Annotated in this window: 13 protein-coding genes, 2 tRNA genes and 2 pseudogenes; 8 read left to right on the top strand and 9 right to left on the bottom strand. The window is 68.9% G+C overall.

Annotated elements, in window-relative coordinates; genetic code table 11:
• Positions 1–92: 92 nt before the first annotated feature.
• The gene (locus tag O7553_RS28930) at positions 93–3,188 is read right to left on the bottom strand and encodes a LuxR family transcriptional regulator (protein WP_281552704.1); all 3,096 of its coding nucleotides are present in this window, start codon (positions 3,186–3,188) and stop codon (positions 93–95) included.
• Between the two features lie 995 nt (positions 3,189–4,183).
• Positions 4,184–4,855 carry a trypsin-like serine protease gene (locus O7553_RS28925; RefSeq protein WP_281552703.1) on the bottom strand — a complete coding sequence of 224 codons (672 nt, stop codon included), beginning with the start codon at positions 4,853–4,855 and terminating at the stop codon, positions 4,184–4,186.
• Between the two features lie 634 nt (positions 4,856–5,489).
• Between O7553_RS28925 and O7553_RS28920 the strand changes: the two genes are divergently transcribed.
• The 3 genes from O7553_RS28920 (at position 5,490) to O7553_RS28910 (ending at position 7,073) form a co-directional block, all read left to right on the top strand.
• On the top strand, positions 5,490–6,788 hold the full coding sequence (locus O7553_RS28920; protein ID WP_281552702.1) for a multidrug effflux MFS transporter: 1,299 nt from the start codon (positions 5,490–5,492) through the stop codon (positions 6,786–6,788).
• Between the two features lie 86 nt (positions 6,789–6,874).
• Positions 6,875–6,965, top strand: a tRNA-Ser gene (locus tag O7553_RS28915).
• Between the two features lie 35 nt (positions 6,966–7,000).
• Positions 7,001–7,073: transfer RNA gene (locus O7553_RS28910), tRNA-Arg, on the top strand.
• 118 nt (positions 7,074–7,191) lie between these two features.
• On the opposite strand, the gene O7553_RS28905 is transcribed toward O7553_RS28910, so the two are convergent.
• Both O7553_RS28905 and O7553_RS28900 read right to left on the bottom strand, forming a co-directional pair.
• Positions 7,192–8,370, bottom strand: a complete 1,179-nt coding sequence (locus tag O7553_RS28905; RefSeq protein ID WP_281552701.1) for a site-specific integrase — start codon at positions 8,368–8,370, stop codon at positions 7,192–7,194.
• A 167-nt stretch (positions 8,371–8,537) separates the two neighbouring features.
• A complete protein-coding gene (locus O7553_RS28900; protein ID WP_281552700.1) occupies positions 8,538–9,995 on the bottom strand; it encodes an IS256 family transposase in 1,458 nt (485 codons plus the stop codon).
• Between the two features lie 337 nt (positions 9,996–10,332).
• Between O7553_RS28900 and O7553_RS28895 the strand changes: the two genes are divergently transcribed.
• Together O7553_RS28895 and O7553_RS28890 are read left to right on the top strand one after the other, a co-directional pair.
• On the top strand, positions 10,333–10,614 hold the full coding sequence (locus O7553_RS28895) for a hypothetical protein (protein ID WP_281552699.1): 282 nt from the start codon (positions 10,333–10,335) through the stop codon (positions 10,612–10,614).
• A gap of 77 nt (positions 10,615–10,691) precedes the next feature.
• Positions 10,692–11,159, top strand: a complete 468-nt coding sequence (locus O7553_RS28890; RefSeq protein WP_281552698.1) for a hypothetical protein — start codon at positions 10,692–10,694, stop codon at positions 11,157–11,159.
• A 93-nt stretch (positions 11,160–11,252) separates the two neighbouring features.
• Here O7553_RS28890 and O7553_RS28885 read toward each other — a convergent pair whose 3' ends face one another.
• The 3 genes and pseudogenes from O7553_RS28885 to O7553_RS28875 form a co-directional block, all read right to left on the bottom strand.
• Positions 11,253–12,416 (bottom strand): histidine phosphatase family protein, encoded by a 1,164-nt coding sequence (locus tag O7553_RS28885; protein ID WP_281552697.1) that lies wholly within the window; start codon positions 12,414–12,416, stop codon positions 11,253–11,255.
• Positions 12,417–12,585: 169 nt separating this feature from the next.
• Positions 12,586–12,987 carry a hypothetical protein gene (locus tag O7553_RS28880; protein ID WP_281555825.1) on the bottom strand — a complete coding sequence of 134 codons (402 nt, stop codon included), beginning with the start codon at positions 12,985–12,987 and terminating at the stop codon, positions 12,586–12,588.
• Positions 12,988–13,384: 397 nt separating this feature from the next.
• A pseudogene (locus tag O7553_RS28875) lies at positions 13,385–14,668 on the bottom strand (IS256 family transposase).
• Between the two features lie 37 nt (positions 14,669–14,705).
• On the opposite strand from O7553_RS28875, the gene O7553_RS28870 reads away from it, so the two are divergent.
• The gene (locus O7553_RS28870) at positions 14,706–15,299 is read left to right on the top strand and encodes a tyrosine-type recombinase/integrase (RefSeq protein ID WP_281552696.1); all 594 of its coding nucleotides are present in this window, start codon (positions 14,706–14,708) and stop codon (positions 15,297–15,299) included.
• Positions 15,300–15,320: 21 nt separating this feature from the next.
• Here O7553_RS28870 and O7553_RS28865 read toward each other — a convergent pair whose 3' ends face one another.
• Positions 15,321–16,280: a reverse transcriptase N-terminal domain-containing protein gene (locus tag O7553_RS28865; RefSeq protein ID WP_281555789.1), complete on the bottom strand. Its 960-nt coding sequence runs from the start codon at positions 16,278–16,280 to the stop codon at positions 15,321–15,323.
• Between the two features lie 703 nt (positions 16,281–16,983).
• Positions 16,984–17,880 (bottom strand): annotated as a pseudogene (locus O7553_RS28860) (IS630 family transposase); the annotation flags it as partial.
• Between the two features lie 552 nt (positions 17,881–18,432).
• On the opposite strand from O7553_RS28860, the gene O7553_RS28855 reads away from it, so the two are divergent.
• Together O7553_RS28855 and O7553_RS28850 are read left to right on the top strand one after the other, a co-directional pair.
• The gene (locus O7553_RS28855) at positions 18,433–19,698 is read left to right on the top strand and encodes a hypothetical protein (protein WP_281552695.1); all 1,266 of its coding nucleotides are present in this window, start codon (positions 18,433–18,435) and stop codon (positions 19,696–19,698) included.
• Positions 19,699–24,225, top strand: coding sequence for an FtsK/SpoIIIE domain-containing protein (locus O7553_RS28850; protein WP_281552694.1), 4,527 nt, complete (start codon positions 19,699–19,701; stop codon positions 24,223–24,225).
• The last annotated feature ends 20 nt before the right edge of the window (positions 24,226–24,245 follow it).

Raw genomic sequence — 24,245 nt, 5'->3', positions numbered from 1 at the left:
GTGCGGTTTTCCGGCGGCGACGTCAACCGGTCGGGGTGGACCGACCGGTCGGCGGCCGCTACGCACCGGACTGGCAGGTTCACCGTCGGGTATCAGGCACGCGGCTGGTTACGCATGAACACCCGGGTCGCCTCCACCCGCGTCTTGACCTGCAGCTTGTTGAGAATGTTCGACACGTGCACACCGACCGTACGTTCGCTGATGAACAGCACCTCGGCCGTCGCCCGGTTGGTCCGTCCCTCCGCGACCAGTTCGAGCACCTGACGCTCCCGGTCAGTCAGCACCGCAAGCTCGTCCGGCCCGCCCGGAGCGAGCACCTGGCCGGCCCGCTCGACCATCGAGGTCCGCTTCGCGCGGTCGTTGACCAACGCCCGGGCCACCCGTTCGCCGACAGTCGGCGGGCTGGTCAGACCGGTCCGCAGAGTGACCCGTTCCTGGCTGTCCACCTCGGGCATCGGTTCCGACTCACCCGCGCTCAGCGCCACCCGGGCGCGGCGTGCCAGGGCCTGGATCTCCTCGGTGAACGGACGGGCACCGAGCCGCCGGGCGGTCCGGTACGCCGCCTGCAGTGCCCGGGTCGCGTCCGCGTTACGGGTACGGATCCCGTACAGCGCCTCGGCCTGGCGCAACCGGGCGTACGCCGCCGGGTACGGATGGCACCGCCGCTCCCATACCTCGGCGGCCCGCGACCAGAGCACCGGGTCCGACCCGCCGTCGATCCGGCTGATCTCCGCGGCGCAGAGCTCCCGGTAGCCGATCACCGCGTCGCGTACCGGCGCCGCGGTCTCCGTGTTGCTGCTGCGCTCCATCCGACCGACCACCTTGACCAGGCGCTGCACCGCCTGTGGATCGATCGGTGTCCCGCTGGACCGGGCCTCCGCCTCGGCCCGTAGCCCGTGCCAGACCAGCGGCGCCTGCAACCAGACGTCACCTGAGTGCCGCTCGGCCAGGTCGATGCCCTGCTGTACCGCCTCCCGCGCCTCGGCATGCCGGCCACGCCACATGGCCAGCCCGGCGCGCAACGTCAGCAACGGCAGCATGTGCCGCATCCCGCCGCCAGCGGCCAGCAGGGTCTCGATCGCCTCCAGGTCGGACTCCGCACCGTCGAGGTGGCCGAACCCCACATGGATCCGGCAGCGGGCCAGCAGCAGCTCTACCGCGTCGGCCCCGGACGGCCGGTGCCGCAGCGCGGCCGTGATCGCCTCCTCGGCCTCGCTCCACCGGCCGAGCCGGAACAGCCCGTTGGCGGCGGCGGAGAGCAACCGGGTGCCGTAGGTACGGGCCAGCCCGACCCGCTCGGCCCGTTCCGCACCGTGGCGGGCGACCGCGACACCCTCCTCCAACTCGTTGAGGTGGCCACTAAGCAGCTCGGCGAGTTGCAGGTCGGCGACGGCGACGTCCGCCGGGCCGCCGGACAGTTCGGCGGTACGCCGCGCCTGCCGGACCGCTTCCTTGCCCGCCGCCGGGTCGTTGAGGTACGCCTGGCTGTAGCCGAGGGTCACCCCGGCCAGCACCATCGCCGACGCACAGTCGGGCACCCCGGCTGCCAGGTCCAGCGCCTCCTGGGCCCGCCGGCCAGCGTCGGCGTACCGGCAGAGTTGCAGCAGCAGGTCGGCGGAGTGCGCGGCGGCGGCGACCCGCTCGCCGGAGGTGGCGTCGGCCGCGGCCAGCGTCCGGTCGTACTCGCGCTCCGCCTCGGCCAGCTGGCCGACCGCTGTCAGATACCGTGCCCGCAGGGTGTACAGCCAGGACGGCGGCGGGCCGAACAGGTTGGTGGCCAACTGCTCCAGCAGGGTCAGCGCGCGCTCATGCTCGCCGCTGCGGTGCGCCGCCTCCGCCGCGCGTCGACCCAGCGTGGTCGCGTCGAACTCGACCAGCCAGGCCGGCGGGACCTGGTTGGCCAGGTCGACCGCGCTGGCCCAGTGCTCGAACGCCTCGGCGAAACCGTACAGCCGCTCCGCCTCCTCGGCGGCGGCGACCACGGCCGGCAACGCCCGGGTGGTCTCGCCGGCCTCCCGCCAGTGGTACGCCAACCGGGCGTGCTGCAGGTCACCGGTGGGGCCGGCGGCGAGCGCCTCGGCGTACCGCCGGTGCCACCGGACCCGCTCGCCCGGCAGCAGCCGCGGCTCCAGGACCTCCCGGATCAGCGGGTAGCGGAACCGGTACCCGTCCGGCTCGGACAACAGCACCCGCTGGCCGACCGCCTCGCGTACCGCCTGCAGCAGCCGGTCCTCGCCGAGCTGGGCGACCCGGGCCAGCAGGTCGTGAGCGACCGGCTCCACGCCGGCGGCGACCGCATGTGACACGAGCTGGGCGTCGGCCGGCAGGGCGTCGACGTGGGCCAGGGTGATCTCGCTCAGGGTCTCCGACAGGCCGTCCCGGCCGTCCCGGGCGTCCCGGGCCAGCTCCTCGGCGACGAACGGCACCCCACCGCTGCGCCGCCACACCGACTCGGCCAGGTCCGGCTCCGGGTCGCCGCCGAGCAGCTCCGCGACGAGTTGGGCGGTTTCCGTCCGGTCCAGGGGCTCCAGATCCAACACGTGGACCGCCCCGGAACGCGACCGGGACCGGCGTAACTCCAGCAGCATGCGGCGGATCGGATCGTCGCCCCGCAGCGTCTCGGTCCGCGCGGCGCCGAGCAGCAGCAGCCGGACGTCCCCCAGCCCGGCGAGGAGGTACAGCAGCAGATGCCGGGTGGTCAGGTCGGCCCACTGCAGATCGTCCATGACCAGCACCAGGGTCCGTCCGGCGGCGACCGCGCCGAGTCCACGGGTGAGCCGTTCCAGCAGGTCACCGGCTCCGTCGGGGTGCCGGGCCTCGCCGTCCAGCACCGAGATCAACTCGTTGGCCGCGGCGCCGGACAGAACGCCAGCCCGGCCGGCCGCCGGCTGATAACGCCGCAGAGCCTGCCGAAGTGGGTGCAGCGGCGATGAGTCCCCAATGTCCAGACATGCCCCGGAGAGCACCAGGGCACCGGCAGTACGGAGCCGGTCGCTGGCCGCGCTCAGCAGCCGCGACTTACCGATGCCGCTCTCGCCCATGACGAAGACAGCAGCCGTGTTCCCCCGCTCGACCCTACGTAGCGACTCGTGCAACACCTGCAGCTGAGCCTGCCGCCCGACGAAGGGAACCTCGTCGGAGCTGGGGGCCAGCGACCTGCCATCGCGTGACTGTGTCAATCCGATCACCGACATAAAGGGTGGGAGTATCTGACATACGTCGTTCTACAGATCCTAGGGCTGCGCTGGGCTGCGACCGTTTCAGCCGTCCGTCCCGTAGGTCGGTCCACACGGACCGGATCAGGTCCACCCCGGGAGCGGACTGAAGCACCACCACCACCGCGCAGGAGGCGATCATGAGGACGCTCCGCCGCAACTACCGCCGCCCCACCGGCCCGACCCACGCAGCCGGCCCGATCTGCCGTACATCTGTAAGGTCGACCCACCGTTACTGTGCCAACTGCGGAGCGCGACGGAAACCGCCGTCCGGCTGGTCCGTTCCAGCCGCCCGGACCCGCCGCCGCACGGTCAGCGTGCTCTTCGTCGACATGGTCGGCTTCACCGCCCTGTCCAGTCGGCTTACTCCGGAGGAGGTCCGCGACGTGCAGCTGCGCTACTTCCACGCGGTGCGGACGGTGATTCGACGGTGGGATGGAGTGGTGGAGAAGTACATCGGAGACGCGGTGATGGCGGTCTTCGGCATCGCCGGCAACGACGACGATCATGGCGATGGCGGCGCGTACCCGGCGGTGCGGGCCGCTCTCGAACTCGCCGACGCGGTCCGCCGTACCGACTTTCCCGACAATGCGCGGATACGGATCCGGGTCGGAGTGGCCACCGGAGCGGCGGCCATCGACACCGCGGGTGCAGTCGACGGCGGAGTCGGATTCCTCACCGGCGACGTGATCAACGTAGCCGCTCGGCTGCAGGCGCATGCCGCCCCGGGCGATGTCGCCGTGGCCGCGGAGACCTATCGGGCCGCCGGCACGAGGCTCAGGTTCCACCAACAACCACCGATGCCGATCACCGGCCGGATCCAGCCGGTACAGGTGTGGCGGCCGCTGCCGGTTCGGCGGCCGCTGCTCGCAGCGGCCGCCGAACCGGCGGATCAGGCGGTACGTGGGAGGCCCACCGACCACCCACCTACCGAACGGCCGATGTCGGCCGCTCCGGTCGTCACAGCCTCAGACCCCGGCCACCGACCGGATCCAGCTCCGGCTGGACGCCACCGAGGCGTAGTTCTGGTACGTCGACCCGTTGCCGGTCGAGCAGACACCCACCTGCTGCCCGTTGTAGAACTGCGGACCGCCGGAGTCGCCCCGCCAGGCCACGCCGTTCACCCCGGTGCTGCGGATCGCCGGGCCGCCGTACGCGTCGGACGCGCCGTTCGTCGTGGTCCGCACCGAAGCGGCCTTCAGCTGCGCCGAGGCGTCACAGTTGCTGCAGGTCCGGCCCCAGCCGTAGATGGTGTTCGTCGAGCCGACCGGTGGGTTGCTGGACGCCAACGTGACGTAGCTGGTGGAAACCGCCGAGCTCAGGTAGAGCAGGCCGAGGTCGTACCGGCCGTACGTGGCGCTGACCGTGCTGGTCGCGCCACCCGAGGAGCGGTAGACACTGCCCACTCGCACCGACATCGACCCGCCGAGACAGTGCCGCGCGGTCAGCACCCACCGTGAGGCGATGATCGAGCCGGAACAGGCGAACGAGCCGTTCTGGAAGACGGCGGCCGCCCACGGTGCCGAGGAAACCGTGCCGCCGCCGATGATCTGTTGCGGTGCCGCAGCCGCGGCGGACGGGGCCACGAACGCGCCGACCAGCGCGGTCGCGGCGATGGCCAGGGTGAGTCGGATACGCAAGGCTGGCTCCTTAACCGAAGGGGTTGCCCCGGGGGATTCCGGGCCGGTCGGGCCGGTGTCCCACGACGGGGTTCCGTCGGTGGACACCTGCTGTCCGGCGACGCCGGGCAGGCGCCGCACCGGCGACGCGAGTCGCGCATCGGTGATGCCAGAGATTAGGCTTCGACGGTTTCCACGACAAGACTTCGGACCGATTTTTTCTGATAGCGTCCCACGGAGCGACCCGCCCCACGAAGATATGACGTACGCAATATGCATTGTCGTCCGTCACAGTAAGTACGATGATCGGGTGGATGCTCGCCACCCGGCGTTGGCCTGGAGTGGCCGGTGGACCTTGGCGAGCCTGGGTAGACCTGGGCAAGCCTGGATGGGCCGGTGGGCCGGCTCCCGCCGCGCGGGCACCGCCGACATCGGCCCTCCGCACGTGCAGTGGCCGACATCCGGGCCGACGAGTGCACTCTTCGCACCCGCTGTGACACGCCACACCGTTCGCCGTAACGGGAATGGCAAGCGCGACGGCTAGCTTGTGAGATTGGCTGCGCGCCTGCACAGCGGCAGCACTGGCGTACCAGTCGGGTCGCGTCGACCCGCGCCCTACCGCGCGCAGACGACGCGCCCTCGTGGAAGAGGAACCATGACAGCGCTCGCCCAACGGTCCGGCGGGTCCGCACCAGTCACCGTCGTGGAGCCGGCTCCCGGTGAGTTGCTCAGCCCATGGCAGCGGATCCGGCTGATCCTGGTGCTCGGCACGCTCATCGCGGTCGGCCCGTTGACCATCGACATGTACCTGCCGGCACTACCGGCAATCAGCGACGACCTGCAGACCACCGCAGCCGGCGTCCAATTGACGCTGACCGGCACGCTCGCCGGGCTGGCCATCGGCCAGTTGATCATCGGGCCGCTGTCGGACGTGTGGGGTCGACGCCGACCGCTGCTGGTTGGCACCGGTCTACACGTGCTCGCCTCGGTCCTGTGCGCCGTGGCACCGAACATCGCGGTGCTCGGCACGCTGCGGATCGTCCAAGGTATTGGAGCCGCCGCTGCGGCGGTGATCGCGATGGCGGTCGTCCGGGACATGTTCAGCGGGATCGCCTTCGCCCGCATACTGTCCCGGCTGCTGCTGGTCATGGGCGTCGCGCCGGTCCTCGCGCCGACCCTCGGCAGCGCGCTGCTCAGCTGGACGCACTGGCGAGGGGTGTTCGCCGCGCTCGCGGTACTGGGGCTCGCCCTGATCGCGGTGACCGCCCTTGGGCTGCCCGAGACGCTGCCGCCGCACCGCCGCCGTCCGGCCCGGGTGCTGGACACCCTCCTGGTGTACGGAGGCCTGTTCCGGGACCGGATCTTCGTCGGCCTGGTGCTCGTCGCCGGGTTCTCGATGGCCTCGCTGTTCGCGTACGTCGCGGGCTCGTCGTTCGTCCTGCAGGACCAGTACGGTCTCGACGAGCAACAGTTCGGTATCGCGTTCGGGGCCGGAGCGGTCGGCATGATCACCGCCACCCAGCTCAACGTACGGCTGCTCCGCCGCTACTCACCGCAGCAGATCCTGCGGACCTCACTGATCGCCGGGCTGGTGTGCGGGCTGATCCTGCTCGGCTTCGCGGCCACGAACGTCGGCGGGCTACCTGGCGTCCTGATCCCGCTGTGGGCGGTCCTCGCCGCAGCCGGGTTCGCGCTGCCGAACGCTCCCGCGCTGGCCCTGGCCGGCCACGGGGAAGCTGCCGGGACCGCGTCCGCGATGCTCGGGGCGGTGCAGTTCGGTGTCGGCGCGCTCGCCGCGCCGGTCGTCGGGCTACTCGGCACCGGCAGCATCGCCATGGCGACAGTGATCACGGGAGGCGTCCTGGCCGCGCTGATCGTGCTCCTGGTCGTCGTGCGGCCCGGCCGCCTGCCCGTACCCGACCGGACGGCACCGGCACCGGTCGCGCCGCACTGACGTCGGCTCCGGCCCGGGGAGGTGCTTTGCCCCGGGCGCGGCGTGCCCTGTATCCTCGACCGGCGGTGGTCTGGAGCGGCCGCCGAGGAGACTTCGCCTAGTCTGGTCTATGGCGCCGCACTGCTAATGCGGTTGGGGTCTTAAAGCCCCTCCCGGGTTCGAATCCCGGAGTCTCCGCGCTTCGGCGAGGCGTGTATGCTTGCCAGGCACCTGCGCCCGTAGCTCAACGGATAGAGCATCTGACTACGGATCAGAAGGTTAGGGGTTCGAGTCCCTTCGGGCGCGCAAGATCATCAGGGGTCTGACCTGCCGAAACGCAGATCAGATCCCGTCACTGTTGATGGAGTGTGGACGTTCGTTGCCACACCTGTGTGACATCTGCGTCATCACTCTCTGTAGTTGCTCAGTGATCATCATGGCCTTGACCTGGTGTTCGACGGTCCTCCGGCTGGTCCGGCTCCGTTGAGGCTCCTGGTTTTTTCGCCGTCCTGGCGGCCTTGCGGGCGGCGCGCCTGATAGCGGCGCGGCGTTCCCGGGCTGCATTGCGGACGAGTTCAGCGGTGGCCGCGGCGGCCTGATGTTGGGCTGCTGGTAGCACGCTGGTGTACACGTCTGCGGTGGTGTCGATCCGCGAGTGGCCGAGCTGGGCTTGGATGGTTTTGAGATCCGCGCCGGAGTTGTGGGCGAGCGACGCGGCGCCGTGCCGCAGGTCGTGTAGCCGGATGGGTGGCAGGGTGGATTTCTGGACCAGAGTTGGGAACCGTTGGGTGAAGTAGCCGGGGTGGTAGGGCTGGCCGTCGGGTCGGGTGAAGACGTATCCGGTGTCGCGGTAGGTCTGCCGGGCTTCGATCCGTCGGACGGCCTGTTGCTGTTGTTGCTGGCGGTGGTGGGCCAGGGCGGTGGCGGTGGCCTCGTCGAGGGCGACGACCCGCTGTCCCGACGCGCTCTTGGGTGGCCCCTCGTAGACGTGGTGTCCGGCGGACGTTCGCTGCTGGTGGATGGTCAGCTCGTTGGCGTCGAGGTTGGTGTCGGACCAACGCAGGCCGGCGACCTCGCCCCTGCGGAGCCCGCGCAGGCCGATCAGGCGCCAGAGGGCGTGGAGCGGATCGTTGGCGGTGAAGTCGAGGAACGCGGCGAGTTGGGGTGCCGTCCAGACCGAGACCGCCGGCCGGATGCCGGTTTCCTGCCAGGCCGCGACGTTTTCGTCGGTCCAGATGTGCGCTCGGGTCTGGCCCGGGTGGGGCAGTTCGACCCGACGTGCGGGGTTGTCGGTGAGCAGGTCCTCCCGGATCGCCGCGTTGAGGGCGGCTCGGAGCGTGGCACGGACGTGCCTCAGTGTCGATGCCGAGTGGGGCCGGTCGTACTTGTTGCGTTGCCGCGCGATGGCACGGAACGCCGCGTTGAGCTGGCTTGAGGTCAGCTCCGACAGGAGCGTCCGTCCGACGTGCGGGATGAGGAACCGTTCGATGTCGCGGGCGTAGAGCAGCTTGGTGGTCGGGCGCAGCCGTGTCCGGGTCTGGAGCCAGTGCTCCAGCCACCGCGCCACCGTCCAGCTCTGCGCGGTACGGCGCTCCGATGACATCGCCAGCAGTTCGTCACGGGCGCGACGGGCCGCGGCCTGCGACGGGAACCCGCCCCGGCGAATCCGTTGCGGACGGCCGAGAATGTTGGTGGTGGAGCAGTGGAAATACCAACTGCCGTGACCGCGGAGCCTGTCCGAATTTCTGTGTAACGCCCTATCCTGTCCAACTATCGGGCATCGATGGGGATACGGTTCGGGAAGAACAGGTCCAACGCGTTGAGGGCCTGTTTCCAGCCGTGCACGCCGGCGCCTTCGACCAGCCGTGGCGGCGCGGTGCGGGAGTTCGCGGGTCTACCGGCCTCGGCGGCGCGTTGCCGGGCGCGTTTGTCCTCGATGTCGGCGATCGCGAGCCAGATCAGCTTGATCACGGCGTCGTCGGTGGGGAAATGCCCACGGTTCTTGATGATCTTCCGGATCTGGTAGTTGAAACTCTCGATCGCGTTGGTGGTGTAGATGATCCGGCGGACCTCGGGCGGGAACGCCAGGAACGGAGTGAACCGATCCCACGCCCGTTCCCAGACCGCGACCGCGGCCGGGTACCGCCTACCGAGCGGGCTGTCGGCGAAACCGAGCATCGCGGTCTCGGCCGCCTCCACCGTCGGAGCGGTGTAGATGTCCTTCAACGCGGCGGCCATCACCCTACGGTCCTTGTAGGACACGAACTTCGTCGCCGCCCGGATCAGATGCACCACACACGTCTGCACGGTGGTGTGCGGCCACACCGCCTCGATCGCCTCGGGCAGACCGGTCAACCCGTCACAGCAGGCGATCAGCACATCACGCACGCCACGGTTACGCAGCTCGGTGCAGACCTGCATCCAGAACTTCGCCCCCTCGGTCTGCTGCACCCAGATACCGAGGACGTGCTTGACCCCGTCGGTGTTGACCCCCACGACGAGGTAACAGGCCTTGTTACGGACCTGGGCGCCGTCGCGGACCTTCACCATCAACGCGTCGACGTAGACGATCGGGTACACCTCGTCCAACGGCCGGTGCTGCCACGCCTTCACCTCCTCCAGAACTTCGTCGGTGATGGTGGAGACCGTGTCGGGTGACACCTCGGTGCCGTAGACCCGCTGCAGGTGGTGACAGATGTCGCGGACCGTCATCCCACCCGCGTACAGGCTGATGATCACGTCCGACAGGCCACCGAGCCGGCGGGCGTTCTTCGGCACCAGCATCGGGGTGAACGTGCCCGCCCGGTCCCGGGGCACCTTCACATCGACCGGGCCGATCTCGGTCTGCACCGTCTTCGCGGTCGACCCGTTACGCGAGTTACCCGAGCCGTTACCCGACGCGTCACGACGGGCGTAGCCCAGATGCTCGGTCAACTCGGCCCGCAGCCCCCGTTCCAGAACGGCGCGTACCAGCTCGGACAGGAACCCGCCCGGCCCGGTCAGCCGCAACCCGTCACCCTTGACCTGGGCCAGCAACGCGTCCAGGGCCTGCTTGTCGATCAGATCCGCCACCGCCCGGCGGGCCGCCTCACGCGCCGCCGCCTCGTCCGGCACCGCCGCCGCCAGAGGCAGCCGCGGCCCGTCAGCGGCGATCCGCCGCGTCAACGCCGCGACCTCCGCGTCGACATCGACGCCGGAGTCGTACTGCTCCACCGTTGAAAGTGTCATCGAAACTGGTCCTCACTGTGTCGACCGGCTACCCACCGGTCATAACGGACTTCTACTGACATCCGTTACACAGATCTCCCTACAGGCCCATCCAGGGCCGAGAGTCGGCACCAGCCTCCTTGTCTCGGTGATCAAGACGGCTGTGGCCAGCATGGATGAGGTTTTCGACACCCACACGGTCTACGACGCCCCGGACCTGCTGGAGCCGCTCGGCAACCTCTGAAGGAACCGGTGTCGGAAATTTGGGCGCGGTACCGGTTCAAGCGCAACCACTTCGCCAAGTACCTCGGTGCCAGCATCCGCACCGTCTCTAACGTCGGCACGGCGGCCAAAGGAGGTGGGCACGCTCGTGCGTGAGTACACGAACCTGCAGTGGCCGGAAACGCCTTTCGGTGCCGACCAGCGTCCGTTCGGCCGGCACAGGGACATACTCGCCGCGTTTGCCCTGGCCTGGGCGAGCCAGCCCGCCGGGGCGCCGCTGCCAGTCGCGGCGGCCACCGTCTACCTCGGCGTCCGCCGCCACGGCAGCGCCTATGAGGTGGGTGAGGAGAACCTGTCGATCGGCTTTCGGACCGCGTCATCGAGAACCTGGTCGAGATACCCGAGCTGCTCGCACTGACCGACCGGGCACTGACCCGGGCCCGTCGGCACACGGCGATCCTGGCCGGGCATCACCTCGGCGACGAGCTGACCCGCATGGCCGCGCTGTCCGCGGCGCCGCTGCGCGGCGCGGCTGGAGTGCTCGCCGGGTGGGCGAACCGCGCTGTGAAGGGGCGCGGCATGGCAACGATGGTGGACACCGCGATCGAGGCGGGCGACGCTGGTGCGGATGTAGGCATGTCGCTCGATCCGGTCCATCAGCCGATACCGGAATGTGCGAAGTGCGCCGCCGACACCGGCCGGCACGTGCTGGGACGAGGGCTGGCGATCGGACTGACGGCGGCGGTGCACGCCGGCCGCTACCGCTATAACACCCAACACCTGCTCGCCGTGCTCGGCGAGTACCTCACGCACCACAACGGGCATCGGCCGCATCAGGGCCGCAGGCAACGCCCACCTGACCGGGACGCCGTCCCTGCGCCGGTGACCAACCTGGATGCCGTCCGAGTACAGCGCAGGAAGGTCGCCCACGGGTTTATCACCGAGTATGAGCAGGCCGCGTAGCCGAACCCGACTTCTCGAACGACACACGAAAACGTTACACTTCCAGCAGGGCCACCCGCAGGTAGCTGCGCAAACTGTGTCCGGAGAATTCTCCTACACAGCCCCGGTTTCCAGACCGGACACCACCGCACTGGGACCTATATTCATTCCCTCTAACCGAATCTGACTGGGCGAGACGGTAAACCGGCTGAAGCTACCAGCGTCCCAGCGGTATCGGCGCACGCCCTGGAGGTCCACGCCTAGCGCCTGCTCGACGAGCCACTGATGCGGGCCGTCGTGTGCTACCACCAAGACGCGCTTGCCGCCGAAACGCCCAGGTAGGCTGCCGAAGAAGTCGAGCACGCGTGCACGCGCTTCCGCATACCTCTCCTCTCCGGGGAGCTGGGCCAGATCGCTATTACCGGTCAGGATGCCCTCGGCCTCTGCGTCCAACTCAGCCCGTATTGCGGTGAACTCTTTACCGACCAGTTGAAGGAACACCCGCTCCCGTAGTGCTTTGGAAATCTCAATTTCCCGTTTGGTGCCCGCAATCGCTAGCTCCGCAGTCTCGATGGCGCGGGCAAAGTCTGAGCTGAATACGGCATCCGGTGCGAACCGCAGCACCGCGTGACGTGCGGCGCGCGCCTCAGCCCGGCCGCAGGGGGAGAGCCCCATCGCGAAGGGATCCGCGTAGATCCCCTCCGGGTGCTCCGGAGTGCCGTGGCGCAGAAAGAGAACATCGACCTCTTCCGGCCTTACAGGCGGCTCCTGCCATTGGGAACGCCACTCCTCGATAACGTCGAGAACGTCCTCGCAGACCTCCTCAGGCATTTTGCCGCCGATTGATAGCGCGTACCCGGCGTTGCGAAAGCTCGCTTGCAACTTCGCCAGGCGAGATTCATCCATCCGCTGAAGCGGATGGCGTAAGTCGTTGCGCTCGATCAGGTCGCTCATTTCTGCGGTAAACGAGACGATGACAAGCTTGCAGCCGCGGCGCGCGAACCGCAATTCCTCGCTTATCAGCGTTTCGACGTCCTCGAAGACACCATCAACGATCGGCGTGAATCCACTGTCGTGATACGACAATGCAAGGTCGAAGCAAGCCCTCTCGGAGGCGTCCAATGTAAACGCCGCAAAGTCCCGCGGTTGGGCCATGTAACGCACGGAATCGTTGGAGACGCGAACCGCAGGGTTCAACGCGTTCCGTAGCAGAGCTGCTGTCGTGGTCTTCCCGGTGCCAGGAAGGCCTCGGAGAAGCAATGCGAATTGCCTACTCATGACAATACCTATTCTTGTTTTCGATGAGAGAGTCGGGAAGCTTCGTGACTCCGCTGACATCACTCGGGTGCATCTTTTTGAGGGGTGCGCTGTTTACATTCGGCGAGGCCGGGGTGGGGATGCTGGCGGGCTAGGCGGTGTTCTTCCTGGTAACGCTTGTCGTAATATGTCATGTAGTCGTTGAGGTCTTCGTTGGAGACGATGACGCGGAGTTTGAGGATATCTTCTGCTCCCGTGGGGACCATCGGGCGCCGGTGATGCCGAATCTGTCTTCGATGATGTAGCGGCAGGAGCCTTCTATGCGGCCGGTGGCGATGGGCCAGCCGATAGGAGTGCGGACCGCGATGCCCTTACCGTCGGCCTGCATCAGGATCACGTCGGTGGCGGGTAGGTCGGCCCCGGCGTTGCGTGCCCGTAGTGGGTTGAAGTCGTGGGCCCGGCCGGTCAGTTGCGCCCAGCCGATTGTGACCCCGGTCCGAGCGGCGATGATCTGCTGGGCCTGCCCGTAGCCGCCGGTGGCCATGTGGAGGGCGGCCAGGGTACGCATCCGCAGATGCAGCAACACAGCCAATGCTGGGATCACCTGCTCCGGAGACTACTAGAGGATTATTCCGGCATCCTTCAGGTCTTCGCTGGATGCCCGCCTCTGCCGCAATACCAATTGACGTATATTTGCCGCTTCAACAGTGATTAATCTCTCTGTGGTGCCATCCTTATGGGCAGAAACCAGCATTACTTGGAATTCGTTCAACCGGAACGGGGTTCGAATATACACGCCCTTCAAGGCTTTGTCAAATGTATACCTATTACAAGTTCTGAATGTCTCTCCAGGGTCGAGTCACCCGGAGGATTCTCACCTTCGGGCTCCCACGGAACGGAGCGTGACAGTCTCCCATCACTCCGCTCGCACCTGTGCCGTGCCCAACTGGGAGTGTCAAGTTAACGGCTGATCTTGGTTGTTGAAGTGGTCAGAGGTTGGCCGGGGTGAGCCGGCCCTCGAAGGCGATCTGGAACGCGTTGAGAGGTGCCTTCCAGCGCATGGTCCACCTGCGGCGGCCGTTGCCGGTCGGGTCCAGGCTCATCAACGCCATGTACACGCACTTGAGCGCGGCCTGCTCGTTGGGGAAGTGCCCGCGGGCGCGGACGGCCTTGCGGATACGGGCGTTGACGGACTCGATCGCGTTCGTCGAGCAGATGACCTTGCGGATCTCCACGTCGAAGCCGAGGAACGGCACGAACTCGGCTCAGGCGTTCTCCCACAGCTTCACGATCGCCGGGTACTTCCGCCCCCAGGCCTCGGCGAACTCCAGGAACCGCTCGGTCGCCGCGTCCTCCGTGGGTGCGGTGTAGACCGGCTTGAGCGCCTTGGCGATCTTCTCCCAGTCCTGCCGTGCCGCGTAGCGGAACGAGTTTCGCAGCAGGTGGATCACACACGTCTGCACGATGGTGGCCGGCCACACCGCCTCGACCGCCTCCGGCAGGCCCTTGAGCCCGTCGCAGACGAGCATCAGCACGTCGGCCACACCCCGGTTCTTCAGCTCGGTGAGCACGTGCAGCCAGTGCTTGGCTCCCTCGCCGCCGTCACCGGCCCACAGACCGAGGATGTCCCGGTGGCCGTCGACGGTGACCGCCATCGCCAGGTAGATGGGCCGGTTCGCGACCTTCCCGTCCCGGATCTTCACATTGATCGCATCGATGAACACGACCGGGTACACCGGGTCGAGTGGCCTGTTCTGCCACTCGGTCATCCCGTCGATGACCTTGTCCGTGATCGTCGAGATCGTCTGCTTCGACACCTCGGCGCCGTACACCTCGGCCAGGTGCGCGGCGATCTCCCCATGCGTCAGCCCCCGGGCCGACAACGACAGCACTAGCTCATCCACCCCGGACAACCTGCGCTGGCGCTTACGCACGATCCGCGGCTCGAACGTCCCCGCGACATCCCGCGGGACCCGCACCTCAACCGGGCCGACGTCAGTCAGCACGGTCTTCGTCCGGGTGCCGTTACGGGAGTTCCCGGTGCCCTTGCCCGCCGGGTCGTGCTTGTCGTAGCCGACGTGGTCGGTGATCTCGCCCTCCAGGGCGGACTCCAGGACCCGCTTGGTCAGCTGCTGCAGCAGACCACCCTCACCGGTCAGCTTCAGCCCTTCACCACGTGCCCGGTCCACCAGCAACGCGATCAACTGCTCGTCCGTGGCCGTAGCCACCGACCCGCCTGCCGGCTCCTGCTCGATGATGGTCTCGGTCGTCATCTGGCGCATCTCCCTTGATCAGCAGATCCGCCGTTAGTTGTACACACCCGACCGCCAAAGCTGGCACGGCCGCCGCGACCACGCCCTGCTCCTACTCGACGTCCAGACCGGGCTGCGGGTATCGGAGATCACCGGCCTGAGCCGCCAGGACATTCACCTCGGGGCCGGGGCGCATGTCCGCTGTCACGGCAAGGGCCGCAAGGATCGGGCCACCCCACTCACCACCCAGACGGTCAAGGTGATGCGAACCTGGCTCACCGAGCTCAGCCCCGACCCCGCCGGGCCGCTGTTCCCCACCCAACCTGGCAGCCGGCTCTCCCGAGACGCCGTCGAGCGCCTCGTCGCAAGACACGCCGCTACCGCCGCAGACACCTGCGCGTCGATCAAGGAGAAACACGTCACCCCGCACACACTGCGGCACACCGCCGCCATGACGCTCCTGAAGGCCGGCGTCGATACCTCCGTCATCGCCCTCTGGCTCGGGCACGAAGGGACCGAAACCACCCAGATCTACCTTCACGCCGACATGACCATCAAGGAACAGGCCCTCGCCCGCGTCCAGCAGCCCGGCACCAGCCCCGGCCGCTACCGGCCACCCGACACCCTGCTCGCGTTCCTCGACAACCTCTAACTACCGCCTCCACCCACCGGGTTATGCCGACGACGGGAAGCCGTCCACCGCCCTGAACAGCGGATCCGGCACCAGCATCGGCATAACCCGGGCCTCGGCATAAGCCGACTTATGCCGAGCTCGGCATAAGTCGGCGTAGCGGACCACGACCGGGCAACCGTCCATCGTCTTCCCGGCACGGGTGCCGGTGACGTGGTAGCGGACCCCGGCGGCGGCCTCCATGCCGTGCAGAGCAACGTTCATGAGCAACGGACTGATCACCCCGCCCTGGGGAGCGCCCTCCTCGGTGGGGGTGAACCGGCCGTCCTCGACCACGCCCGCCTTCAACCACTGCCGGACCAGTCCCCGTCCGGGGAACCAGCCCAGCGACCGGCAGATGTGGTCGTGGTCGAGCCGGTCGAACGCCGCCGCCAGGTCGGCGTCGAGCACCCACAGCCGTTTGGCGTCGGTGCGGCTCGACGTCGTGTGGATGGCCACGATGGCGTCGTGGCAGCCACGACCCGGTCGGAAGCCGTAGGATTTCGGCTCGAACCGGGCCTCCCATTCGGGCTCCAGCGCGCTCACCGTCAGGGCTTGCAGCGCCCGGTCAGCGATCACGGGAATCCCGAGGCCGCGACGGCGGCCGTTGCTCTTGGGCACATACACGCGCTTGACCGGCAGGGGAGTCCACGGCTTGGCGTCGTTCTGGATCCAGTCGGCCAGTTCGGCCTTCTGCTCCCCAGTCACCACGACCTGCCGGTCCACCCCGGCCGTCCTGCGACCAGCATTGCGCTCCGTCACCCGCCGCACCGCCACCACGGCGTTACTGCGCGAGCGGAGCATCAACTTCTGCAAGTTCCGGACCTTCTTCAGGTCCCCGTCCCGCGACGCCGCGAAGATCCGCTGCCGTAGCCGCCGTACGTTGTCCTCGCAGGTCCGCCAATCGATGGCGTCCCAGCCAGCACGGTCGTCCTCCGGTCCGTTCACGCCGAGAGCCGCCATCGCCAACGCGAAGGCATGAGCTGTCATCGTGTCTAACTTGCCCTTCGGTTCCGAAGCTGTGGTCAGCAGTAGCTCCGCAGGCTCACCCGACCCGCGTCAGCGCCCTTTCAGGCCAGGGCACATGCCCGTATCCGGCCGGTTATCCGGCGACCGCTGGCGGAGGAGCCAGCATCACCGCCGCCGGTTTCCCGCTGCCTTTCGGCCACCGGCATTCGCTTCTCGGGTCGTCCTGCGCCCGCTGGGACATCGTCCGCCCTCACAGGCGGCCTACCAGCCGAATCACTGTCCGGCTGGACCCCATCGGGGTTGTCACGTTCCGCATGAGACAGATACGGCCGGGTAGGGCGCCCTCTGAACCCCGGGGACGGTGGTGCGCTCCCGCCCGGCTAGATTCCTCCGAGCGGCACCTGCCGCCTTGCAACGGCTGGCCCCTGTCTCCCGCTGGCGCGTCCCATCGAGCGGAAGTGCCTATGACGAGGCGTCATCGAGGGTTCACTTGCGTTCACCCGTCCGGTCTTCCCCAGCCGGTAACCCCTGGATGGAACAGGAGTCCTTGGGCCCTTCCCCGGGCTTCGCACCCCGCGGTTACCCGCGACGCACGCCGAGGCGGGGACGGTCCTTGCGCACGGGACCGGACACTACATCCGCGACGTCACGCCGCACCTCCTTCGATGAGTGTCGCTGTACTCATGCGACTTGCGTGTCGCACGACCTGGTTGATCCAGGAGGATCCGGTCGGAGTGAAGTGCATGTGGAATCGGGGATGTTTCGCGAGCCAGGCTCGCACGGTGGGGGTCTTGTGGGTGCCGTAGATGTCGCAGACGAGGTGTACGTCCAGCTCCGCCGGTACCGTCTTGTCGATCGTGATCAGGAACTTCCTGAACTCGACGGCGCGGTGCTGGCGGTGCAGTTCGCTGATCACGGTGCCGTCGGCGATGTTGAACGCGGCGAACAGGCTGGTGACGCCGTTGCGGGCGTAGTCGTGGGTGCGGCGTTCCGGCATGCCGGGCATCATCGGCAGCACCGGCTGGGATCTGTCGAGGGCTTGGACCTGGCTCTTCTCGTCGACGCAGAGCACCACGGCCCGCTCGGGTGGGTTGTGGTACAGCCCGACCACGTCGACGACCTTCTCGATGAACAGCGGGTCGGTGGACAGCTTGAACGTGTCGGCACGGTGGGGCTTGAGGCCGAAGTCGCGCCAGATCCGCCCGATCGTGGACTTGGACAACCCGGACCTGTCCGCCATCGACCTGCGGGACCAGTGGGTGGCGTTACGTGGCGTCTGTTCCAGGGTCGCGACCACCACGTCCTCGACCCGGTCAAGGCTGATCGATGGTGGGCGGCCCGGCCGTTCTTCGTCGGCCAGGCCATCCAGGCGTAGTTTCAGGAAACGCCGCCGCCACTTACCCACAGTCGACAGATGCACACCGAGACTCGACGCGACGTCAGTGTTCGACGCCCCTTCGGCGCACGCCAGGATGATCCGTGAACGCATCGCCAGAACCTGTGACGACTTCGCCCGTCGTGACCAGCGGGTCAACGTCGTCCGCTCTTCGTCGGTCAGCGTCAGCGGCGGGGTGGGACGACCAGTTCTCGGCATCCCCCACCCTACCCACTTATCAGGCGAATTTCCGGCGCAGGATACTAGCACGTCCCATCTGCGGGCCTCGACGATGACGAGGCAACATCGAGGGTTCACTTGCGTTCACCCGCCCGGTCTTTCCCTCGCCCGTGGCTCTCGGATGGAACGAGAGCCCTTCGGCTTGAACCCCGGGCTTCGCACCCCACGGTTACCCATGACGCACGCCGGGGCGGGAACAGGCCACCGAGCACGGACCTGGGCTACGTCACCGTCATCGCAGCCTCCCATCGACGCAACCACTTGAGATGTGCGACCTCGTGTCGCACGGAACGGTTCACACCGTTCCTGGCGATCCCGCCCGAGGTCCGCCGGATCATGCCAGCAGTCTAGTTTTAATCAAAACTTCATCTGCTTGCATCAATCAGCCGATCACGCCCTGCCAGCAGGCTTTGACCTGCGGATTCTCCCGCCTCGTGCCGAGTTGCTGCACCACGACCGGCCACCGCCCACAGGTAGCATCAGGGCTCGGTTGCGGCGTACCCGAGCCAGCTTGGCGGAGGAGGAGCACGGTTGAACACGCCGTCCTTCAGCGACCTCGGCCGCTTTCTGGACGCCAATCGGCAAACGCTGCTCACCGTACTCACCGTGCTGGAGCTGTTGATCCTGCTGGTAGTGCTGCTGCGGTGGTTCGACCGCCGGTACGGCATCCGGGGCACCGGGCAACGAATCCGGCGTGGCGTCTGGGGCGCGGCACGGGATCTGGCGGCGCCGATCGCGGGCTTTGTCCGGCTTCGGCGAGGGGTACGAGTGGTTGCCGGGAGCTTCGCCGGGTCGGGTCCGGTGCCGCTGGCCCGAGCCTGGATCGGATCCGCCCGGTCAGCCCTGGCCGACCGGGACGATTTCTGGCCGTACCTGGTGTTGCTGGGCAATGGGCAGCTCAGCGTACGACTCGCCGGCGCGGGAGCGGACATGCCGTCTCCGGCGGCGGAATCCCCGTGGCAGGTCACCGGGCCGCGCCACTGGCGTGCCCGCGGTCCGCTGCCCTCAGGCTCCGCACCGGCCGCCAGCGACTCGCTGCCGGTCGCCGTAGGAGTGCAGGACAGGACGATGGTCCTGCTGGACATCGCGCGCTGCCCCGGGATCCTGTCCGTACACGGTGCCCCGCTACCGGCGGAGCGGCTGGTGTCCGTGTTGGTCGCCCAGCTGGCCGCGCTGACCGGCGGGCACGGCGTGCACCGCCTGATCGTCGCGGCGGAACCCGGCTACGGCGCCGGGGCGGTCGGAATCGACCGGATGCCGCTGTCCGAGGCGCTCACAGCTATCGCGACCCGTCCGACACCGGACGGACGTACCGTCCTGGTCTGCCGACGGCCCGATCCGCAGGCGGCAGCGCGGCTCGCCGACCTGGTTGCCGACGATCCTGGGCTGCTGGTCCTGGTCGCCGGCTACCTACCCGGATCGCGTTGGCGGCTACGGGCCGACCTGGCCGGCCGGGTGACCGCACCGGAGTTACTGCTCGACGTGGACTCCACGCCACTTGTCCGGTGCCTGTTGCCCCGCCGCCGAACTGCACCCCCCACCCCACCGGCACCCGCCTGGGCTGAGGAGGAGTTGCCCGGACCTACCGGCGCAGCAACCGCTACGCCAACGGAACCCGCCGTACCCGAGCCCTCTCGGCCACCCGCCCCGACGGCGAGGCTGCCGGTCGCCACCCCACCGTCCAGACCGTCGGCTCCGCCCACCGCCAACGATGACCTGATCGAACAGGCGCAGGACGGGCAGCAGCCGACGGCGTACTCCGGCATCGAGTCTGCCGGCCGGACTGGAGACCGATAGATGCGCCTGCTGCTGACCGTCATCTCCGGCGGTGCCGACCGGGACATCGCGATGGACGTCGAGGCGGCCACCCCGGTGGGCGCGTTCATCGAACAGGACGGCTCCCGGAGCGACTGGTATCTCGACGGAGAGCGGCTGGATCCGGCCTGGACGGTCAGCCGGGCTGGGCTGGTCGCCGGGGTCCGGCTGGGCGACGGTGCGCCGGTACCCGGTGGCGGGGTGCGGTACCTGCCGGGCGACCCTCGGACCCATTGGCTGGAGGTGCACGGCGTCGGTGGCCCGAGCGCCGGGCAGGTCTGGCCGGTCGGCCTGGGCTGTCACGACATCGGTTCGGCGCCCGGGTCCGCGATCGATCCGGGCGGCAGCGGAGTGCCCGCGCACGCCGCCCGGCTCACGATCGACGAGCAAGGTCGCGCCTGGGTGGCCACCCGTGGTGCCGGGGCGCGTCTGGCGATGCCACGGCCCCCAGCCCAGACCGATCCGATGCCCGCACCCGGGCACCCCGGTCACGTCGAGCAGCGCGGGTCGAAGCTCCGCGCCGGACACGGGCAGGAGCACGCGGACGAGCCCGACGCCTCAGGGCCCGGACGCGACGGATCCCGCCGCTGGCCGACCGGTGTGGACCTGGCGGTGGGCGGCAGCCTGCTACGGCTGGTGTCGCGCCCGGCACCGGATGCCGCGGTGACGCCGGCCGTGGACGTGCCGATGCTGGACTTCAACCGGCCGCCACGGATCGTGCCGCCGCTGCTCTTCGCACGGCGACGGCTGCCCAGCCCACCGGTCAAGCCGAACAGCCGCCCGATCCCGCTGCTGATGATCCTCGCCCCGATGGTGATGGGCCTGGCGTTCGTCTTCCTCTTCCGGTCGTACTTCTTCCTGCTGATCATGGCGCTCAGTCCTATCCTGGCATTGTCGAACTGGTACACCGACCGACGCAGCGGCCGTAAGCGGTACCGCAGGGATCTCGCCGAGTACCTTCGTAAGCGCAGCCGGATCATGCGGGAGTTGACGGCGGCGGTCGCCGAGGAACGGTTGGCCCGCTGCGAGGCGTCGCCGGACCCGGCGACCGTTCTGTACACGGCCGTCGGCCCCGGCCGGCGACTGTGGGAACGCCGCCGCCGCGACCCCGACCATCTCGTACTACGGGTCGGCACGTTGGATCAGCCGTCGCTGATCGAGGTGGAGGACCCGGCCCGCCCCGATACGGACCGCCAGCTGCGCTGGACCGTTCCGGACGCGCCGGTCACCGTGGATCTGGCTGACCGGAAGGTGATCGGCCTGGCCGGCGCGGCGGAGACGACGTACGCGACGGCACGCTGGCTCGTCCTCCAGGCCGCCGCCCTGCACAGCCCACGTGACCTGCGGATTCACGTGTTGACCGAGCAGGCCGGGAAGGAACGGTGGGGCTGGGTGCGCTGGCTGCCGCACACCCGACCGGCCGAGGACGGCATCCAGACCGGACAGCCCTACACGCTGGTCGGCAACGACCCGGAGACCGTGGCGAACCGGGTGGCCGAGCTGGTGGCGCTGGTCGCCGCACGGACCAAGGCCCGGGGCTCGCAACTCGGCCAGGTCCTGTTCAGCGAGCCGGACATACTGCTGGTCGTCGACGGCGCCCGCCGGCTGCGCGACGTGTCCGGCATGGTGCAGGTGCTCACCGACGGGCCAGCGGTGCAGGTCTTCGCGATCTGCATCGACGCCGAGGAACGGTTGCTGCCGGAGGAGTGCACGGCGGTGCTACGCGCAGACGCGGACGGGCTGACGGTACGGCAGACCGGCGTGCCCGAGGCCACCGGTGTACGTCCGGACATGATCACCGCCCAGTGGTGCGAGCGGGTGGCCCGGGCGATGGCTCCGCTGCGGGATGTCACCCCGGACGAGACGGCCGGGCTGCCCGACCGCAGCCGACTGCTGGAGCTGCTGGACGCCGACCCGCCGGACGGTGCCGACCTTGCCGAACGTTGGTCCCGCCAACCCGCCTCCACGAGCTTCGTGATCGGTAGTGGTTTCGACGGAGCGGTAGCGCTCGACCTGGTCCGCGACGGGCCGCACGCGCTGATCGCCGGCACCACCGGTGCCGGCAAGTCCGAGCTGTTGCAGTCCATGGTGGTATCTCTGGCCGCAGTGAACCGCCCGGACGAGTTGACCTTCGTGCTGGTCGACTACAAGGGTGGTAGCGCGTTCCACAGTTGTGTACGGCTGCCGCACACCCTCGGCATGGTCACCGACCTGGACAGCGCGTCGGTGGTCCGAGCGTTGGAGTCGCTCGGCGCGGAGTTGCGTCGCCGCGAGGAGATCCTGGCCCGGGCGGCCGCCAAGGACCTCGTGCAGTACCGGACGATGCGTGGCCGCGACCCTTCGCTGCCGGCGGTGCCCCGACTCGTCCTGGTCATCGACGAGTTCGCCACACTCGTCCGGGAGGTTCCGGACTTCGTGCCCGGGCTGGTCAGCATCGCGCAGCGTGGCCGCTCGCTGGGCATCCATCTGATCCTGGCCACCCAGCGCCCGGCTGGTGTGGTGACCACCGACATTCGCGCCAACACCAACCTGCGCATCGCGCTGCGGGTCACCGATCCGATGGAGAGTTCGGACGTCATCGACGTACCGGACGCCGCGATGATTCCGGCGGCGACCCCGGGCCGGGCGCTCGCCCGACTCGCCCACCGGTCCACCCTGCCCTTTCAGACCGGGTACGTCGGCGCGGTGTACCAGGGTGCCGGCCCGGACACCGCTGAGTCCGGGCCGGCCGCTCCGGTGTACGGCACGGAGTTGCCCTGGTCCCGGCTGGGCCGGGCGCTGCCGCCACCGGTGGTGACGCCCCGTGGCGGTGCCGCACCTGACGAGTTGGCCGCCACCGACCTCGACGTACTGGTCAACGCGATCGAAGCCGCCGCCCGGGAGGTGGGCTGCGAGCAGCAGCCGAGCCCATGGCTACCGCCGCTGCCGCCGGTCGTGCTGCTGGACGACCTCACCCTGCCGGAGTCGCGCACCGGGCCCGGTCTGCCGCCGGTACCGTACGCGCTGGCCGACCTGCCGTTGCAGCAGAGCCAGCCGGTGCTCGCCTGTGACCTCGCCGCACTCGGACACCTGTACGTGCTGGGTGCCTCCCGTTCGGGACGGTCGCAGTTGCTGCGCACGCTGGCCGCGTCGCTGGCCAGGTCGCTCTCCTGCGCGGACCTGCATCTGTACGCCGTCGACGCGGCCGGCGGATCGATGATGGCGCTGGCGGAGTTTCCGCACTGCGGTGCGGTGGTGCCCCGGGCCGATCTGGAGCGTCTGGAACGCCTGCTCGGCCGCATGCAGGGCGAGCTTGCCCGCCGACACGAGTTGCTGGCCCAGCACTCCTGCGCCGGCCTCGACGAACTGCGGTCGGCGCTGCCGCCAGCGCAGCGTCCGGCACACCTGATGCTGCTGGTGGACGGCTGGGACTCGCTGGCTGCCGTCCTCAACGACCACGACGGCGGACGGCTGCTGGACCAGTTTCTCGGCCTGCTACGCGAGGGGCCGGCCGCTGGGCTGCATCTCGTGATGTCCTCGGAGCGGTCGCTGTTGACCGGGCGGGTGGCGAATCTCAACGACCACCGGATCATGCTGCGGATGGCCGACCGCACCGACTACTCGGCGATCGGCGTCAGTCACCGTCGGGTGCCGGAGGTGGTGCCGCCCGGACGGGGCTGGCACTCGGCGGACCAGGCGGAGATTCAGGTCGCCCTGCTGGACCTGGATCCGTCCGGCCCGGCGCAGGTCGAGGCGATGCGTCGGATCGCGGCTCGGGCCGCCGCCCGCGACAGCGCGGTGCCGGCGCAGCGACGGCCGTTCCCGGTGGCCGGGCTGCCCGCCGCAGTCACCTTCGCCGAGGCGTTTGCACAGGTCCCGGCTGAGCAGCGGCATCCGCTGCGGGCGCTGCTCGGGATCGGCGGCGACGCCGCCGCACCCTGCTATGTGGACTTCGCTGGCCGGCAGGCCACCTTCTTGGTCGCCGGTCCGCCCGGCTCGGGCCGCAGCAACACGCTGGCCACGCTCGCGGTGTCGCTACTGGCCGGGGGCACCGCGCTGGTCATCCTGACGCCCCGCGAGTCGGTGTTGCGCCGGTTGACGGTGCATGACCGGGTGCGGGCGGTCGAGGGGCCTGCACCGGACCCGGCGCAGGTGACCGCCGCGCTGGATGAGCTGGGCAGCCCGCTGGTGGTGCTGGTCGACGACGTCGACCTGTTGGGTTTCGCCAATCCAGTGGAAGCGGTACTGCGCCAGGTGGTGGGCACCGGCCGGGACCGGGCACTCGGTCTGGCGTACGCGGGAACGGCAGAGACCCTCACCCAGTCGTTGGGTGGCTGGATCGCCGAGGCCCGTCGCTCACGGCAGGGCGTGCTGTTGGCGCCGCAGTCGGCCATCGAGGGTGACCTGGTCGGAGCCAGGGTGCCGCCGGGGCTGCTGCGCTCCGGTGGGCGACCTGGTCGCGGCTACGTTCCGGATCCGGCGACCGGCGCATTGAGTACGGTCACGATTCCGCACACCGTGCTGCGCTGACCCGACTCGGACACGGTCAC

The sequence above is a fragment of the Solwaraspora sp. WMMA2059 genome, assembly GCF_027497315.1.
GTDB lineage: Bacteria > Actinomycetota > Actinomycetes > Mycobacteriales > Micromonosporaceae > Micromonospora_E.
The sequence above is the reverse complement of the archived record's forward strand: the minus strand, read 5'-3'. Positions and strand labels throughout refer to the sequence as shown.

Excerpts from the sequence above, each read along its gene's own strand:
- O7553_RS28905 (WP_281552701.1), bottom strand. The coding sequence starts at position 8,370 with ATGTCATCGGAGCGCCGTACCGCGCAGAGCTGGACGGTGGCGCGGTGG.
- O7553_RS28885 (WP_281552697.1), bottom strand. The coding sequence starts at position 12,416 with ATGAGTAGGCAATTCGCATTGCTTCTCCGAGGCCTTCCTGGCACCGGG.
- O7553_RS28865 (WP_281555789.1), bottom strand. The coding sequence starts at position 16,280 with ATGGCGGCTCTCGGCGTGAACGGACCGGAGGACGACCGTGCTGGCTGG.
- O7553_RS28890 (WP_281552698.1), top strand. The coding sequence starts at position 10,692 with ATGGCCGCGCTGTCCGCGGCGCCGCTGCGCGGCGCGGCTGGAGTGCTC.
- O7553_RS28850 (WP_281552694.1), top strand. The coding sequence starts at position 19,699 with ATGCGCCTGCTGCTGACCGTCATCTCCGGCGGTGCCGACCGGGACATC.
- O7553_RS28900 (WP_281552700.1), bottom strand. The coding sequence starts at position 9,995 with ATGACACTTTCAACGGTGGAGCAGTACGACTCCGGCGTCGATGTCGAC.
- O7553_RS28920 (WP_281552702.1), top strand. The coding sequence starts at position 5,490 with ATGACAGCGCTCGCCCAACGGTCCGGCGGGTCCGCACCAGTCACCGTC.